The organism is Thermus igniterrae ATCC 700962, assembly GCF_000376265.1.
Classification (GTDB): domain Bacteria; phylum Deinococcota; class Deinococci; order Deinococcales; family Thermaceae; genus Thermus; species Thermus igniterrae.
Map to the genome: position 1 here is coordinate 15,180 of NZ_AQWU01000058.1, position 13,847 is coordinate 29,026.

The window sequence follows — 13,847 nt, forward strand, 5'->3', positions numbered from 1 at the left end:
GGCTATACCTCCGGCACCACCTCCACTTTGTCGCCCCGCCTGAGGCGCAGGCGCCTGAGATCCTCCTCCAGAAGACCCAGCCGCCCCGGGATGTTGGGCCGGGGACGTACCTCCATCCGCGTCCCCGGAGGGGTGAGCCGCAGGCCAAACCCGTGGCGGATGGCCCGGGCCCACTCGGCGTAAAGGGCCTCGTCCACGTAGGCCACCCCAGAACCCGGTCCGTAGATGGGGAGGACCAGAAGGCTCACCGGAGGCACCTGCACCAGGGGAACCGCCTCCAGGGCCCCCACCTGGAGCAGGGTGTGCAGGATGCGGGCCAGGCGCAACACCCCCGGGGCCAGGAGCACCTCGGCGATGCGCCGGCCCTCCACCTGGGCCAAGACCCGGATGGCCTCGGGACCCAGCTCCACCTCTCCCCCCCCAGGGGGAAGGCGCAGGACATACCCCCAGTCCGTGGGCAGGGAGAGGCTTTGCCAGACCGCCTGGGCCTCGGCCAGGCGGGCGGGCACAGCCAACCCCCCGAGGAGGGTGGTGTGGGGCGGCAGGGTTTCGGGCTCAAAGGCGAAGGGGGCCCGCTTAAGCCCCGCCAGGAGGTCCAGGGCCTCCTCCCCCTCCAAGGCCCTGTCCCCCGCGTGCACCCGGGCGTGGACCACCTGGCCCCCCCGCAAAAAGACCTCCCCCTCCAGGTGGGGGGAGCGGATGGAAAGCCGCCCGGTGCGGCCCGCGCTCATCAGGGCGCCCACCAGGGCAGGAAAAGGGAACTCCGCAAGGTTGCCCTCCAGCATTCCCCCCCGTTTTACCATGCCGCCCTCCGGGCGTCCAGGCCGGGTATGCTGGGGCATGCACCTCCTGTTGCTCCACGGCTTCACCTCCCACCCCATCCTCACCCTGGGGCCCCTGCCCGGGGTGCTGCGGGAGGCGGGGTTCTCCGTGCGCCAGCCCGCCCTGCCGGGGCACGGCACCCGGCCGGAAGACCTCCTGGGCGTGCGCTGGCAGGACTGGCTGGAAACCGCCAGAGAGGCCTACCGGGAACTCCCCGAGCCCCGGGGGGTGGTGGGGCTTTCCATGGGGGCCCTCCTGGCCGCCCACCTGGCCGCGGAAAGCCCCACGGCGGCCCTGGTGGCCTTGGCTCCGGCCATGGCCTTAAAAAGCCCCCTCGCCCCCCTGGCCCCCCTTCTTGCTCCCCTCATCCCCCGCTTCCCCGGTCCGGATTCCATCCGCGACCCCTCGCTCAAGCGGCAGAACCCTAACTACCCCTACTTCCCCACCCGGGCGGTGCTGGAGCTTTTGGCCCTCATGCGGCGTACCCCAGGGGTCCTTCCCCGGGTGCAGGCCCCCGCCCTGGTGGTGGCGGCGGGCCAGGACGGGGTGGTCAAGGGGGAAGAGCGCTACCACGCCCTCTTGGGAAGCACCAGGAAGGACTACCTGGTCTTCCCCCAAAGCGGCCACGACCTCCTCCTGGACCGGGACCGCCAGGCGGTGGCTGAAGCCGTGCGCGACTGGCTTATTGATATCAGTAATCACTTGCATTAAGATGGCACCCATGGAGGCCCTCAGCCTATCCCCCTGGACGGTCTTCCTCTACGCCCTGCTCACCGCCATCGCCACGGGCCTGGGCGCTTTGCCCTTCCTCTTCACCCGCAACATCCTGGACCGGCACCTGGGCCTGGCCAACGCCGCCGCCGCCGGGCTCATGGTGGCCGCCAGTTTCGGCCTCATCTACGAGGGGGTACAGGCCCACCTGGGCCGCACCCTGCTCGGGGTGGTCCTGGGGCTTTTCTTCATCCTCCTCTCCCACCGGTACCTGCAGGGGCGGGAGGTAAGCTTCGGCACCCTGAGCCGCCTGGACGCCCGCAAGGCCCTGATGATGGTGGGCATCATGACCCTGCACTCCTTTGCGGAAGGGGTGGGAGTGGGGGTGGCCTTCGGGGGTGGGGAGGCCTTGGGGGTATTCATCACCCTGGCCATCGCGGTACACAACATCCCCGAGGGGCTGGCCATCAGCCTGGTGCTCATCCCCCGGGGGGTGAGCCTGCTGGGGGCAGCCTTCTGGAGCGTCTTCTCCAGCCTGCCCCAGCCCCTCATGGCCGTGCCCGCCTTTCTCTTCGTGGAGGCCTTTAGGCCGGCCCTGCCCATCGGTCTGGGCTTCGCCGCCGGGGCCATGATCTGGATGGCGGTGGCGGAGATTCTGCCCGAGGCCCTGAAGGAGGCCGAGCCCGAGGGAGTGGCCACGGTCCTGACCCTGGCCGTGGCCTTCATGGTAGCCTTCCAGATCCTCCTGGGGGGGTGAGCCAGACCCAGGGAAGAGGGGCCTCGAGGTGGAGGGCCTCGAGGCTAGGCCGCACCCGGTAGGCGAGAAGCCTCACCCCCGCCCTCTCCGCCTCCCGGGCCGCTTCCCAGAGAGGGAGGTCCTCTGGGTCCAAGGCAAAGGCCTGGGCCAGGGGGTGTTGCACCATCCAGACGGCATAGGCCAATACCCCTTGCCGGGCCAAGTCCGCCAGGAGCCTGAGGTGCCGCGCCCCCCGGAGGGTGGGGGCATCAGGGAAGAGGGCCAGGCCCTCCGCCACCCGGTTGCAGTTCTTGGCCTCCAGGAAGGCCTCCTCCTCACCGATCCGCGCCCAGAAGTCCAGCCTTTCCTCCCGGAGGCGCACCTCCTTCCTCAAGGCCCCCAAGGGGCCAAAGGCTCCCTGGCGGAGGAGGAGCTCCAGGAGGCGGCCCGCCAGGGCGGCGTCCACCCCCACCAGGACCCCTTCGGCCTCCACCAGGACCATCCGCCCCTGGGTCCTGGGGGTAGGCCGGGAGTGGTAGTGGCAGGGGGTGCCGGGGCGCAGAAGCTCGGCCATGCGCCCGCTATTGGCCAGGTGCAAAGGCCCCACGTCCGCCTCCACCAGGAAGCGGTTTTTCCGGCGCAGGAAGCGGCAGGGCTTTAAGGGGGGCAGGGGCAGGGCCAACATAAAAGGACATACCCGGCCTTCTGGCCGGGCCCCTTGGCGGAGAGGGCGGGATTCGAACCCGCGGTACCGGTTATCCCGGTACAACACCTTAGCAGGGTGCCGCCTTCGACCACTCGGCCACCTCTCCAGGCGCTTTGGCGGAGGGTGAGGGATTCGAACCCCCGGTGGGCCCAAGGCCCACAGCGGTTTTCAAGACCGCCGCCTTCAACCGCTCGGCCAACCCTCCAAGGCAGGCCGCAAGCCTTACTATGCGGCATCCCCTGGGGCCTGTCAAGGTAGCGGCCAAGGTCCTGGCGTTCAAGGAGCCTCTTGCAAAAGGGAGTGGAGTTCCTCCCTCAGGGCCCGCCGCCTGGGATAGGCCCGCACCAGGTCCAAGGCCGCCTGGTGGGCGGCCTTCGGGTCCAGGTGGGCCGCCCGCGCCAGGAGCTGGGCGGCCTCCCGGTAGCGCGCCCTGCCCCCCATGTCCGCCTTCTGGCGGGCCGCCTCCAGGTAAAGCCTCAGGGCCTCCTGGGGGAGCCTTTCCTCCAGGGCCTCGGCCAGGGTGGGGTAGGCCTCGAGGGGGGCTCCCTTCAGGAGGCGGTCCAGGGCCTTCCAGTCCTCCTCCAGGAGGTGGATGCGGGCGAGGAGGGCCGGGTCCTTTACCTGGCGCAAAAGGGCCTTGCGGACCTCAGGGAAGCCCCGCCCCAGCTTGGCCTTGAGGGCCAGGTAGTCCTCCAGGTTGGGCCGCACCGCGAAGCGGGCCTGGTGGTCCTCCGGGCGGCCGCGGTGGGCCACCAGGAGGTCCAGGAGGGGAAGGAGCCTGGGGTCCTTGCCGAACCAGTCCCGGGCCTCCTCCGCGTACCGGAGGGCCTCCCCCACCCGGCCCAGGGCCAGGAGGCGGGCCACCAGGTGGAGGTAGTCCTCCACCCCCTCAAGCCCCTCCTTCAAGGCGGCCAGGGCCTCCTCCTCCCGCCCCAGCCGGAGGAGAAGCTCGGCCCTAAGCCCCCGCTTGAGGCCCGAGGGGTCTGGGCCCTGGAGGAGGGCTAAGGCCTTCTCCGGCTGCCTCTTCCCCTCCTGCAAAAAGGTCTCCTTTAAGGGCTCCGCCGGCTGGCGCAGGTAGAGGCGGAGGAGGAAGGCAGGCTCGGGCCCCAGCTCCCGGTAGCGCCCGAGGGCGGCCTTCAGGAGGGGCTCCGGGTCAAAGGGGGCCTCGAGGAGGGCCTCCAAAAAGGCCTCCACCTCCTTCCGCCCCGCCTGGCCCAGGCGCAGGACCAGGCCCTGGGCCTCCTCCCTCCCGCCCCCCAGGCGGAAGGCCTGGCGCATCTCCCGAACCCTCTCCAGGAAGGCTGCCCCCGGGGCCAGGGCCTCCGCCAGGAGGAAGGCCACCTCCGGCACCCCCGCCAGGGAGAGGAGAAGCCCTTTGGCCTCCTCGGGGGAAAGGGCCTCCAGAAGGGGCCCAAGGTCCAAGGCCCGCCGCCCGAGGTGGGCGTAGAGGAGGGCGGCCGCGTGCTTGCAGGGGAATGCGGGGTGGGGACAGGTGCACCCCCCCACCCCACCGGGCCCCACGGCCACCCGGTAGGGCTCAGGACGCGAACCCTGCACCTCCCCGAGGAGCCTTTCGCCCACCTGGAAGACCCGCCGCACCCGCCCCTCCCGGAAGTAGGCCAGGCCCCGGCGGAGGACCTCTTCAGGGAAGAAGGGAGCGAAGTCCTCCTCCCGCTCCGGCGGGAAAGCGCCCACGCCCCAAGTCTACGCCCAGGGGCCTTGGGGACGTGGTATTCTAAGGCTGGACCCACCTATGAAATGACCCTTACGGCCACCCTCAGGGAAGCCGATCTGGTCCGCCCCCTGCCCAAGGGCTACGTGCAGTGCCGGGCCTGCGCCCATTACTGCGCCATCCCCCAAGGGGGCGCGGGAAAGTGCGGGGTCCGGCGGAACCTGGGGGGGAGGCTATACCTGGTCACCTACGGCAAGGCGGCCGCGGTGCACCTGGACCCCGTGGAGAAAAAGCCCCTCTACCACTTCCACCCCGGGGAAGCCATCCTCTCCGTGGGCACGGTGGGGTGCAACCTCTTCTGCGCCTTCTGCCAGAACTGGACCATATCCCAGTTCCGCCAGTTCGGGGTGGCCCTGGAGGGCACGGGGGAAGGGAAAACCCTCAAGGGCCGCCTGGACAGGCCCATCGGGGAGGACTGGCCGCCCGAGGCCCTGGTGGCGGAGGCCAGGGCCCTGGGGGTCAGGCTTCTCGCCTACACCTACAACGAGCCTGCGGTCTTCCTGGAGTACGCCCACGACACCGCCCGGCTGGCCAAGGCGGCGGGCATGAAAAACGTCTTCGTCACCAGCGGCTTTGAGACGGAGGAGGCCTGGGACTACATCCGGCCCTATCTGGACGCGGCCAACGTGGACCTCAAGGGCTTCACGGAGAAGTTCTACCGGGAAATCTGCGGTGCCCGCTTGAAGCCCGTCTTGGAAAGCCTGGAGTACCTCCTTGCCGCCGGGGTGTGGCTGGAGGTGACCACCCTCCTCCTGGAGGGCTACAACGACTCCGAGGCGGAGCTTAGGGCCATGGCCCGCTTCCTCAAGGGGCTCTCCCCGGAGATCCCCTGGCACCTCACCGCCGCCCATCCCGACTACCGCATGCCCCACCTCACCCCCACCCGGCGGAGCACCCTGGAAAGGGCCTACGAGATCGCCAAGGAGGAGGGGATGCGGTTCGTCTACCTGGGCAACGTGCGGGACGAGGAAAGGAGCTCCACCTTCTGCCCGGACTGCGGGCGGCTACTGGTCCGCCGGCTGGGCTACCGGGTGGAGGTCCTTTGGGAAACCCCCGGGGTCTGCCCGGGGTGCGGAAGGAGGATACCCGGGGTATGGAGCGGGTGAGGCCCCCGGCGGTGGCCGGCTACTTCTACCCCGCCGAGGCCCTGGGGGAGGAGGTGGAGCGCCTCCTCCGGGAGGCCCGCGCCGCCCCAGACCCCCGGGTCCGGGGGCTTCTCCTCCCCCACGCCGGCTACCGCTACGCGGGGCGGGTGATGGCCGAGGGCTTCCGGGCCCTCTCCGCCTGGCGGGGCCGGGCCCGGCGGGTCCTCCTCCTGGGGCCGAGCCACTTCGTCCCCTTCCTGGGGGTGGCCCTTTTCCCCTACCGGGCCTGGGCCACGCCCCTGGGGGCTGTGGCGGTGGACGGGGAAGGGCAGGGGCGGCTTTTGGCCCAGGGTCCGCCCTTCCTGGCCTACGAAGCGCCCTTCCTGGAGGAGCACAGCCTCGAGGTCCTCCTCCCCTTCCTCCAGGTGGCCCTGCCCCAAACCCCCATCCTCCCCCTCCTCTTCGGGGAGGTGGACCCCCTGGCCGTGGCCCGGGCCCTGGGGGCGGAGCTTGGGGAAGGCGACCTGGTGGTGGCCTCCAGCGACCTCTCCCACTACCATCCCGAGCCCGTGGCCCGGGAGCGGGACAGGGCAACCCTGGCCAAGGCCCTGGCCCTGGAGGCGGAAGGGGTGGCGGGGGCCGAGGCCTGCGGCCGCCTCCCCTGGGCCGCCCTCACCGCCCTGGCCCGGGCACGGGGCTGGCGGCCCAGGCTTCTGGCCTACGCCACCAGCGCCGAGGCCTCGGGGGAGACCCGGCGGGTGGTAGGGTATGCCGCCTTGGCCTACCTGCTAGAGCCGTAGCAGGGGCCGGAACCAGGGGATGGAAAGGAGGAGAACCAGAAGGGCCAAGGCGAAGAGGAGCTGGGCCCGGGGCTTGCCCTTGCGTACCCGGGAGAGCCCGGCGTGGGCCAGGCCTAAGGCGATGAGCCCCCCCACCCAGTGCTCGGCCACGAAGTAACGGGCCTCGCCTGGGGTCTGCATCACCTGGTCCAAGGCGGCCAAGGCCCCCTGGAAGAGGGGGCTCACGAAGGCCAGGACCACCCCCAGGACCACCTGCAGGGTGAGGGTATGGGCGAAGAAGGCCCCCGAGCGGGGCTCGGGACGGAGGAGGGCCCAAAGGCCCGTGGCCAGTACCAGCCAGCGCACCAGGTTGTGGAGGAAGAGCAGCACCTCATGCATGGCCTAAGGGTACCCCGAGAACCCCAAAGGCCCAGGAAAGAGGCCACAAAGCCGGCCTAACCCCCCAGGAGGGCCAGGGCCTGCCGCAGGTCGCGCACCGCCAGGTGGGGGGGGAAGCGGGGGTCGGGGGCACGGTGGCCCCGGTCCACCCAGACGGCCTTCAGGCCGGCCAGGAGGGCCCCCTGTACGTCCCGCTCGGGGTTGTCCCCCACCATCACCGCCTCCTCCGGGGCTACCCCAAAGGCGCAGAGGGCCATGCGGAAGAGCCTTGGGTCGGGCTTGCCGAGGCCCACCTCCCCGGAGACCAGGGTGAGGTCAAAGGCCCCTCCCAACCCCGCTCCAAAGAGCTTCTCCCGCTGAAGGTCGGGAACGCCGTTGGTGAGGAGGACCAGGTGGGCCCCCCGGGCCCGCAGGGCCTCCAGGAACTCGGGCACCTCGGGGAAGAGGGGGTAGCGGCGCCGCTCGCGGAAGAAGGCCTCGGCCAGGGCCCGGGCCTCCCCCACCGGCCCCCCCAGCTCCGCCAGGGCCTCGCGGAAGACCCGCTCCCGGAAGGGCCAGGCCCACTCCGCCAGGCCCTCGAGGCCCGGGGTGGTGTAGGCGGCCCAGAGGGCCTCGAGGGCGGAGTGGCCGATGCGCTCCGCCCAAGGGTAGAAGGGGGCTTCCCGAAAGAGGGCCTCGGCATGCCGCCGCACCGCCCCATAGAGCCCCTCCACCCCCACCCGCTCCCCCAGGTGGGCGAGGACCCCCTCGCTCACCCGGTGGTCCTCCAGCAGGGTATCGTCCAGGTCCAAAAGCCAAAGCTTCATGGCCCTTCCCGCACCAAAACCGGGTTTTCCCCGGGGTCAAAGAGGAGGAGGTGGGTGCCCGCCTCCCGGAAGGGAAGCCCGTACTTGGCCAGGCGCAGCTTCTCGTGGGCCAGGTTTTCCACCAGGAAGACCAGGCGCCCCTCCTCCAGCCTGAGGCGGGCAAACCCCTGCCCCTCGGGCCGGGAGCGTCCCGGCCCCCGCTCCACCCCCCCGGGCCCGGGGCGGAGGAGGAGAAGGGGGCCCTCCAGGGGGGCCAAAAGGGCCTCCCGCTCAGGGACGAGCTCCTCCAGGGCCAGGCCCAGGGCCTGGTAGAAGCTCACCCCCTGGCCCAGGTCGGGCACGTAGACCAAAAGGGTCTCGTTCATAGGCTTCGGAGAAACCGCCTGAGGTCCTCCTCCCCCGCCACCACCTGCAGGAGGGCAAGGTCCTCAGGGGCGATCTCCCCCTGGGCCCTGAGGAAGTCCAGCCAGTAGGGGTCCACCGCCAGGGGCCGCCCCAGGCCCCGCCGCAGGTAGAGGAGGTTCCAGGCCAGGGTGAGCTCCGCCAGGGTGCCCACCCCCCCGGGCAGGGCCAGGTACCCCGCCCCCAGGTCCAGGAGGCGCCCGATGCGCTCGGGCAGGGTGGCGGCGGGTAGCTCCAGGTCCACGTGGGGGTTGGGGCCCCGGCGCTCGGGGAAAAGGGCCGGGGCCGTGACCCCCACCACCACCCCGCCCCGGGCCTTCACCCCCCTGGCCAGGGCCTCCATCCCCCCGCGGTACCCCCCGCAGGCCAGGCCGAACCCCTCCTCGGCCAGCACCTCCCCGTAGCGCACCAGCCTGGAGTAGAGGGGGCTTTCCGGGGTGAGCCGGGAGGAGACGAAGACCGAAAGGAGCCGCATGGAGTCTTAGCGGCAGCGCACCACCAGCACCGGCACCCCCACGCGGTGGAGCACCCCCTCGGTCACCGAACCCAGAAGGAGCTTGTCCAGGCCGGTCCGCCCGTGGGTGCCCATGACGAGAAGGTCAAAGCCCTTGGCCGCCTCCACGATGGTGGGTATCGGCACCCCCTCTTTGACCTCCCCCGTGGCCTCCACCCCCCGTTCCTGGGCCAGGGCCAGGGCCTTGGCGATGGTCTCCTCCCCCGCCTTGCGCAGGTCCTCCAGGAGTTCCAGGCCGTAGGGCACGCTCTCGGGGGCAATCCAGATGGCCTGGGCGGGGTTTTCCAGCACGTAGAGGAAGTGCACCCTGGCCCCCAGGGCCTTGGCCAGGCCCAGGCCGTGCTCCAGGGCCTGGAAGCTGCAGGGGCTCCCGTCCGTGGGCATAAGGATGCTCTTGTACATAGGCGGCCTCCTTCGCCCTCATCATAAGGGAAAGGCCCGCATCCCGTAGACTCGGGGCATGTGGATCTATGGGCGGAACCCGGTCCTCGAGGCCCTCAAGGAAGGCCGGGCGCGCCGGGTCCTGGTGGCCCGGGGGGTGGAGGGGTGGCTGCTGAAGGAACTCCAAAGGCTGGGGGCGGACTACACCCTGGTGCCCCGCATTGAGCTGGACACCCTTTTGCGCACCACCCACCACCAGGGCCTGGCCGCGGAGGTGGAAGAACCCCGGTACGCGGCCTTGGAGGACGCCCTCCGCCTGGCAAAGGCCCGGGGAGAGATGCCCCTTCTGGTGGCCCTGGACGGGGTCACCGACCCCCGGAACTACGGGGCCATGATCCGGAGCGCCCTGGCCCTGGGGGCCCACGGGGTGGTCTCCGAGGAGCGGCGGAGCGCCCCCCTCTCCCCCCTGGCCCTGAAGGCCAGCGCCGGGGCGGCCCTGAAGCTCCCGGTGGTCCGGGTGAAGAACCTGCCCCGCACCCTGAAGGCCCTGAAGGAGGAGGGGCTTTGGGTCTACGGCCTGGACCCGGAAGGGGAGAAGACGCCTAAGGCCCTGGACTTCCGCCGCCCCCTGGTGCTGGTGGTGGGCTCCGAGGGGGAGGGGATGCGCCGGGTGGTGCGGGAGGCCTGCGACGAGCTCTTCCGCATCCCCATGCGGCAGGAGGCGGAGTCCCTGAACGCCTCCGTGGCCCTGGGCATCGCCCTCTACGCCGCCCTCGAGGCCCGGGGTGTAGGATAGGGGCGTGGACTGGGTCAGGCTCCTTTCCCGGCTCCTGCAGGCGGAAAGCCTGCCGGGACAGGAAGGGGAGGCGGCGGGCCTCCTCCTGGAGGCCCTAAAAGGGCTTGGCCTCCCCGCCTGGCTGGACGAGGCGGGGAACGTGGAGGCCCTTCTGGGGGAAGGGGAGCCCGAGGTGGTGCTGGCTGGGCACCTGGACGTGGTGCCCGTGGGGGACCCCAGCCACTGGCCCCACCCCCAGGGGGCAGTGGCCGGGGGGGCGGTCTGGGGCCGGGGGGCGGTGGACATGAAAGGCCCCCTGGTGGCCATGCTCCTGGCCCTGGAAGCGCTTTCTAGGGGGCCGCTTAGGGGCCGGGTGCGCTTTCTGGCCACGGTGCAGGAGGAGGTGGGGGGCCTGGGGAGCCGTTATGCCGCCGCAAGGCTCTCCCCCCTGGCCTTCCTCCTGGGGGAGCCCTCGGGCCGGCGGCTCATGCGGGGGCACCGGGGCCGGGCGGAGGTTTGGGCAGACTTTGAGGGAGAGGAGACCCACGCGGCCATCGCCGGGCCGGAAAACCCCCTCTTTGACCTGGCGGAATACCTCCTGGCCCTGCGCCAGCTCCCTGCCATCCCCGGCATTAAGCCCACCCCCACCAGGGTGGACACCTACCCCGGGGCGCGGAACCAGACCCCGGGGGTGGTGCGCCTCTACCTGGACGTGCGCTACGAGCCCGAGGCCAGCCTGGATGGCTTCATGGAAACCCTGAAGACCCTGGGCCCTGCCTCGGTCTACCTCCCCGAGGAGGAGCGGGCCTCGGGGGAGGTGCGGATGCGCATCCCCGCCCTCTGGCCCCCCTACCGCCTGCCGGAGGGCCACCCCCTCCTGCGGGCCGCCCTAAAGGCCCTGGGGCAGGAAGAGGCCGGGCTTTGGCCCTTCACCACCGACGCCCCCTACCTGGGGGCCAAGGCCCCCGTCCTGGGCTTCGGCCCCGGGGACCCGGCCCTGGCCCACACCCCCAAGGAGCACATCCCCCTGGCCGAGGTGGAGGCCGCCGGCCGGGAGTACGCCCTTTTGGTGGAGGCTCTATGGAACGCCGCGTCCTAGCCGGAACCCCCTACGCCAAGCTCCTCACCGCCCCCCGTCCCGTGGCCGAGGGCATCAAGGCCCGCCTCGAGGCCCGGGGCCTGCCCGTGGTGTTGGAAACCCCCTTTGCCGGCCTGCCCGAGGCCGCCCTGGGCACCTACATGGGGGACGTCTCCCTCTGGGTGCCCGAGGCCCTTTTGGGGGAGGCCGAGGCCGTCCTGGAGGAGGAGATCCCATGACCGTGGTGGGCCTGGACCTGGGGGGCACCAAGATCGCCGCTGGGGTCTTTGATGGGGAAAGGCTTCTTTCCAAGGTGGTCCTCCCCACCCCCAAGGAGGGAGGGATGGCCGTGGTGGCGGCCCTGGCGGAGGCCACCCGGGAGGCGGAAAGGGCCGCGGGGGTGGCAGGGGTGGCCATCGGCCTCGGCACCCCCGGCCCTCTGGACTACAGGGAGGGGGTCATCCGCTTCACCCCCAACATCCGCGGCCTCGAGGCCTTCCCCATCCGCCGCCTCCTGGAGGAGGCCACGGGGAGGCCCGTCCACCTGGAGAACGACGCCAACGCCGCCGCCTTGGCCGAGCACCACCTGGGGGCCGCCAGGGGAGAGGCAAGCTCCCTCTTCCTCACCGTCTCCACGGGGATTGGCGGGGGGGTGGTCCTGGGGGGAAGGGTGCTGCGGGGGGAGCGGGGCCAGGGGGGGGAGCTCGGCCACCTCACCCTCCTCCCCGGGGGGCCGGCCTGCGGCTGCGGCCTTGAGGGCTGCCTCGAGGCCCTGGCCGCAGGCCGGGCCCTGGAGCGGGAGGCCAGCTACGCCTTCAACCGTCCCCTAAGCCCCCAGGAGCTCTTCCAGCTCTTTCGGGCAGGGGAGGCCAAGGCGGAAAGGATCCTCCTCCAGGCGGCCCGCTACGTGGGCCTGGGCCTGGCCAGCCTGGTGAAGGCCTTTGACCCCGGGGTGGTGGTGGTGGGAGGCGGCCTGGCCCTGAACGCCCCCGAGGCCTACTGGCAGGCCCTGGAGGAGAGCTACCGCCGCTACCTGGCGGGCTGGGAGGCCCCCCCCTTGCGCAAGGCCCTCCTGGGGGGGGAGGCAGGGCTTCTGGGCGCGGCCCTCACCGCCTATCTGGAGGTGCGGGATGGAGCTGGCTAAGGTTCTGGTCTACCTGGGGCTTTTCTTCCTGGTCCTGGGCCTCCTTCTCCTCTACTTCCCCAAGCTCTTCGCCTGGTTCGGCCACCTGCCGGGGGACATCCGCATGGAACGGGGTGGGGTGCGCATCTACATCCCCCTCACCTCCGCCCTCCTCCTCTCCCTGCTCCTCACCCTAGTCCTGAACCTCTTCCGCCGCTAGGTCCCAGGCAGCCATGGCCCCCGGCTTGGGCCGGTAGGCCCGCAGGGTGAACTCCGCTAGGCCCAGCCCCTGGAAGCCCAGGCGCAGGGGCCCGGGGTGCAGGAACCAACGGTGCCGGAACTCGCCTTCCAGGCCCAGGCGCATCCCCCCACCCGGGGCCCGGAGGGTTAGCCCCATGCCCTGGGTGTCTTCCAGGCCGTAGGCCCTCCCGGAAAGCTCCAGCACCACCTCCTCCTCGATTTCGCTCAGGGCCAAAAGGGCCGTCTCCTCGGGCTCCAGCAGGGCCACGCCAAACCCCTCCCGCAAGGCCAGGACCCCCTCCCGCTGGTGGGGCAGGAGGACCCGCTCCGGACCCAGTCCCAGGTGCCGCACCCCCCTTCTTCCCTCCCCCGGGGCTAGGGCCTTCCCCCAAAGGCCTCCCAGGTCTTCCCCCAAAGCCCTGCGGTGGACCGCCTCCGCTTCCAGCTTTCCCGAAAGGGCCAAGGCGGTGGCCGCCCGCTCGTGGAGCTCGTGCCGCCGCCCCGGGGGCAAGGCGGCGTAGAGAAGGCGGCGCTCCGCCTCCTTGGCGAACCGGTACCCCCCTCGGTAGAGGAGCCAGCCCTTGCGCTCCAGCTCGTCCAGGTGGGGCAGGGCTCCCAGGGCGTCCAGCACCTCCTCGGGGATGGTCCCCATGGCCACGGAAAGGCGCTCCAGGGCCAGGCGGGCGGGCTCGCTGAGGAGCCTAGCCTGCAGGCGCAACTGGGCCAAAGGCCGCTGGGGGCCTTGGGGACAGGCCAGCCACTCGGGGATCCACTCCGGCTGCCCCCCCGCCCAGAAGTAGGCCCGGGCCGCCTCAAAGAAGTCCAGGCCTGCCAGAACCCCCTCCCGGGCCTCGGGCCAGGAGAGGGGGGGCAGGTCCAGAAGCCGGGTCTGGGCCACCGGGTAGTGGGCGCGCAGCTCCAGAAAGAAGCGGGGCTCCTCCCCTGGCCCGAGGCTGAGCACCAGAAGGCTTTGGGAACGGAGCAACTCCCGCACGGGCACCTGCGGGTAGGGGGGCTCCAGGTATACGAGGCCCTGGGGGCGGAGGGTTTGGTGAAAGGTAAGCCCCAAGGTCCGGGCCAGGGCCTGGGCAAAGGCCCGTTGCCCGGACCCTAGCCGCCCCCGGAGCACCAGGAGGAAGGGGGGGCGGAGGGCGGAGAACTCTTGGAGGAGCTCCCGCCGCTCCAAAAGCCCCGGCGTGGCCTCGTGGCGCTCCCGCACCTCGGCAATCCAGTCCCAGGGCTCCTCCAGCCCCTCCAGGGCCTGGCCCTGTCCGGTGGTGTCCAGGCGGATCCAGGAGGGGAGGACCAGGGGGTCCTGCCCCTGGGGAAACACCCGCCGCCCCAGGGCCTGGCCGAGGCGGTAGAGCTCCACCCGCAGGTTCTGCAGGCCGGTGCCGTGGGCATAGAGGAGCTCCGCCAGCCTGGCCCTGGTGGTGGGGCCCTCGAGGGCCAGGTAGTAGAGGAGGACCAGCCCCTTCTTTGAAAGCCGCACCTCCTTTCCCTGGTGAAGGAGCCGGGCCCGCCCAAAAAGGGGCAAGGCGTAAAGCGGTTCGTTAAG

At 71.4% G+C, this 13,847-nt stretch carries 18 protein-coding genes and 2 tRNA genes; 9 read left to right on the forward strand and 11 right to left on the reverse strand.

The window, feature by feature from the left end; genetic code table 11:
- Positions 1–2: 2 nt before the first annotated feature.
- Positions 3–785: a DUF4388 domain-containing protein gene (locus tag B128_RS0105055; protein ID WP_018111191.1), complete on the reverse strand. Its 783-nt coding sequence runs from the start codon at positions 783–785 to the stop codon at positions 3–5.
- 55 nt (positions 786–840) lie between these two features.
- On the opposite strand from B128_RS0105055, the gene B128_RS0105060 reads away from it, so the two are divergent.
- Positions 841–1,533: an alpha/beta hydrolase gene (locus B128_RS0105060; RefSeq protein WP_018111192.1), complete on the forward strand. Its 693-nt coding sequence runs from the start codon at positions 841–843 to the stop codon at positions 1,531–1,533.
- A 10-nt stretch (positions 1,534–1,543) separates the two neighbouring features.
- On the forward strand, positions 1,544–2,290 hold the full coding sequence (locus B128_RS0105065) for a ZIP family metal transporter (RefSeq protein ID WP_018111193.1): 747 nt from the start codon (positions 1,544–1,546) through the stop codon (positions 2,288–2,290).
- Here the strand turns inward: B128_RS0105065 and B128_RS0105070 are convergent.
- The 4 genes from B128_RS0105070 to B128_RS0105085 all read right to left on the reverse strand — a co-directional run bounded on the left by B128_RS0105070 (position 2,256) and on the right by B128_RS0105085 (position 4,670).
- Positions 2,256–2,954, reverse strand: coding sequence for a DNA/RNA nuclease SfsA (locus B128_RS0105070; RefSeq protein WP_018111194.1), 699 nt, complete (start codon positions 2,952–2,954; stop codon positions 2,256–2,258). The genes B128_RS0105065 and B128_RS0105070 overlap by 35 nt on opposite strands.
- Positions 2,955–2,988: 34 nt before the next feature.
- Positions 2,989–3,081 (reverse strand) — tRNA-Ser (locus B128_RS0105075).
- Positions 3,082–3,089: 8 nt separating this feature from the next.
- A tRNA-Ser gene (locus tag B128_RS0105080) sits at positions 3,090–3,180 on the reverse strand.
- 71 nt (positions 3,181–3,251) lie between these two features.
- Positions 3,252–4,670, reverse strand: a complete 1,419-nt coding sequence (locus B128_RS0105085) for an SWIM zinc finger family protein (protein ID WP_018111195.1) — start codon at positions 4,668–4,670, stop codon at positions 3,252–3,254.
- A 63-nt stretch (positions 4,671–4,733) separates the two neighbouring features.
- Here B128_RS0105085 and amrS point away from each other — a divergent pair, with 63 nt between their 5' ends.
- Positions 4,734–5,813 carry an AmmeMemoRadiSam system radical SAM enzyme gene (gene amrS / locus B128_RS0105090; protein WP_018111196.1) on the forward strand — a complete coding sequence of 360 codons (1,080 nt, stop codon included), beginning with the start codon at positions 4,734–4,736 and terminating at the stop codon, positions 5,811–5,813.
- On the forward strand, positions 5,801–6,592 hold the full coding sequence (amrB, locus tag B128_RS0105095) for an AmmeMemoRadiSam system protein B (RefSeq protein ID WP_018111197.1): 792 nt from the start codon (positions 5,801–5,803) through the stop codon (positions 6,590–6,592). Before amrS ends, amrB begins: the two co-directional genes overlap by 13 nt.
- On the opposite strand, the gene B128_RS0105100 is transcribed toward amrB, so the two are convergent.
- The 5 genes from B128_RS0105100 to B128_RS0105120 are packed head-to-tail and all read right to left on the reverse strand — an operon-like array spanning position 6,581 to position 9,094.
- Entirely contained in the window at positions 6,581–6,970 is a 390-nt protein-coding gene (locus B128_RS0105100; protein ID WP_018111198.1) for a hypothetical protein, read from the reverse strand. The genes amrB and B128_RS0105100 overlap by 12 nt on opposite strands.
- A 56-nt stretch (positions 6,971–7,026) precedes the next feature.
- A complete protein-coding gene (locus B128_RS0105105) occupies positions 7,027–7,776 on the reverse strand; it encodes an HAD family hydrolase (protein ID WP_018111199.1) in 750 nt (249 codons plus the stop codon).
- Positions 7,773–8,141 (reverse strand): hypothetical protein, encoded by a 369-nt coding sequence (locus B128_RS0105110; protein ID WP_018111200.1) that lies wholly within the window; start codon positions 8,139–8,141, stop codon positions 7,773–7,775. Before B128_RS0105110 ends, B128_RS0105105 begins: the two co-directional genes overlap by 4 nt.
- On the reverse strand, positions 8,138–8,653 hold the full coding sequence (locus B128_RS0105115; protein WP_018111201.1) for an LOG family protein: 516 nt from the start codon (positions 8,651–8,653) through the stop codon (positions 8,138–8,140). Before B128_RS0105115 ends, B128_RS0105110 begins: the two co-directional genes overlap by 4 nt.
- 6 nt (positions 8,654–8,659) lie before the next feature.
- Complete coding sequence (locus B128_RS0105120; RefSeq protein WP_018111202.1) at positions 8,660–9,094, reverse strand: universal stress protein; 435 nt, start codon at positions 9,092–9,094, stop codon at positions 8,660–8,662.
- A gap of 58 nt (positions 9,095–9,152) precedes the next feature.
- Between B128_RS0105120 and rlmB the strand changes: the two genes are divergently transcribed.
- From rlmB to B128_RS0105145, 5 genes are read left to right on the forward strand one after another with little or no spacing between them, the layout of a single operon-like run.
- A complete protein-coding gene (gene rlmB / locus B128_RS0105125; protein ID WP_018111203.1) occupies positions 9,153–9,869 on the forward strand; it encodes a 23S rRNA (guanosine(2251)-2'-O)-methyltransferase RlmB in 717 nt (238 codons plus the stop codon).
- 4 nt (positions 9,870–9,873) lie between these two features.
- The gene (locus B128_RS0105130) at positions 9,874–10,947 is read left to right on the forward strand and encodes a M20 family metallopeptidase (RefSeq protein WP_018111204.1); all 1,074 of its coding nucleotides are present in this window, start codon (positions 9,874–9,876) and stop codon (positions 10,945–10,947) included.
- Positions 10,929–11,165 (forward strand): putative signal transducing protein, encoded by a 237-nt coding sequence (locus tag B128_RS0105135; RefSeq protein ID WP_018111205.1) that lies wholly within the window; start codon positions 10,929–10,931, stop codon positions 11,163–11,165. Before B128_RS0105130 ends, B128_RS0105135 begins: the two co-directional genes overlap by 19 nt.
- A complete protein-coding gene (locus B128_RS0105140) occupies positions 11,162–12,070 on the forward strand; it encodes a glucokinase (RefSeq protein ID WP_018111206.1) in 909 nt (302 codons plus the stop codon). Before B128_RS0105135 ends, B128_RS0105140 begins: the two co-directional genes overlap by 4 nt.
- Positions 12,057–12,269, forward strand: coding sequence for a DUF2905 family protein (locus B128_RS0105145; RefSeq protein ID WP_018111207.1), 213 nt, complete (start codon positions 12,057–12,059; stop codon positions 12,267–12,269). Before B128_RS0105140 ends, B128_RS0105145 begins: the two co-directional genes overlap by 14 nt.
- On the opposite strand, the gene B128_RS0105150 is transcribed toward B128_RS0105145, so the two are convergent.
- The gene (locus B128_RS0105150; RefSeq protein WP_245537223.1) at positions 12,243–13,781 is read right to left on the reverse strand and encodes a DEAD/DEAH box helicase; all 1,539 of its coding nucleotides are present in this window, start codon (positions 13,779–13,781) and stop codon (positions 12,243–12,245) included. The genes B128_RS0105145 and B128_RS0105150 overlap by 27 nt on opposite strands.
- Positions 13,782–13,847 lie beyond the last annotated feature (66 nt).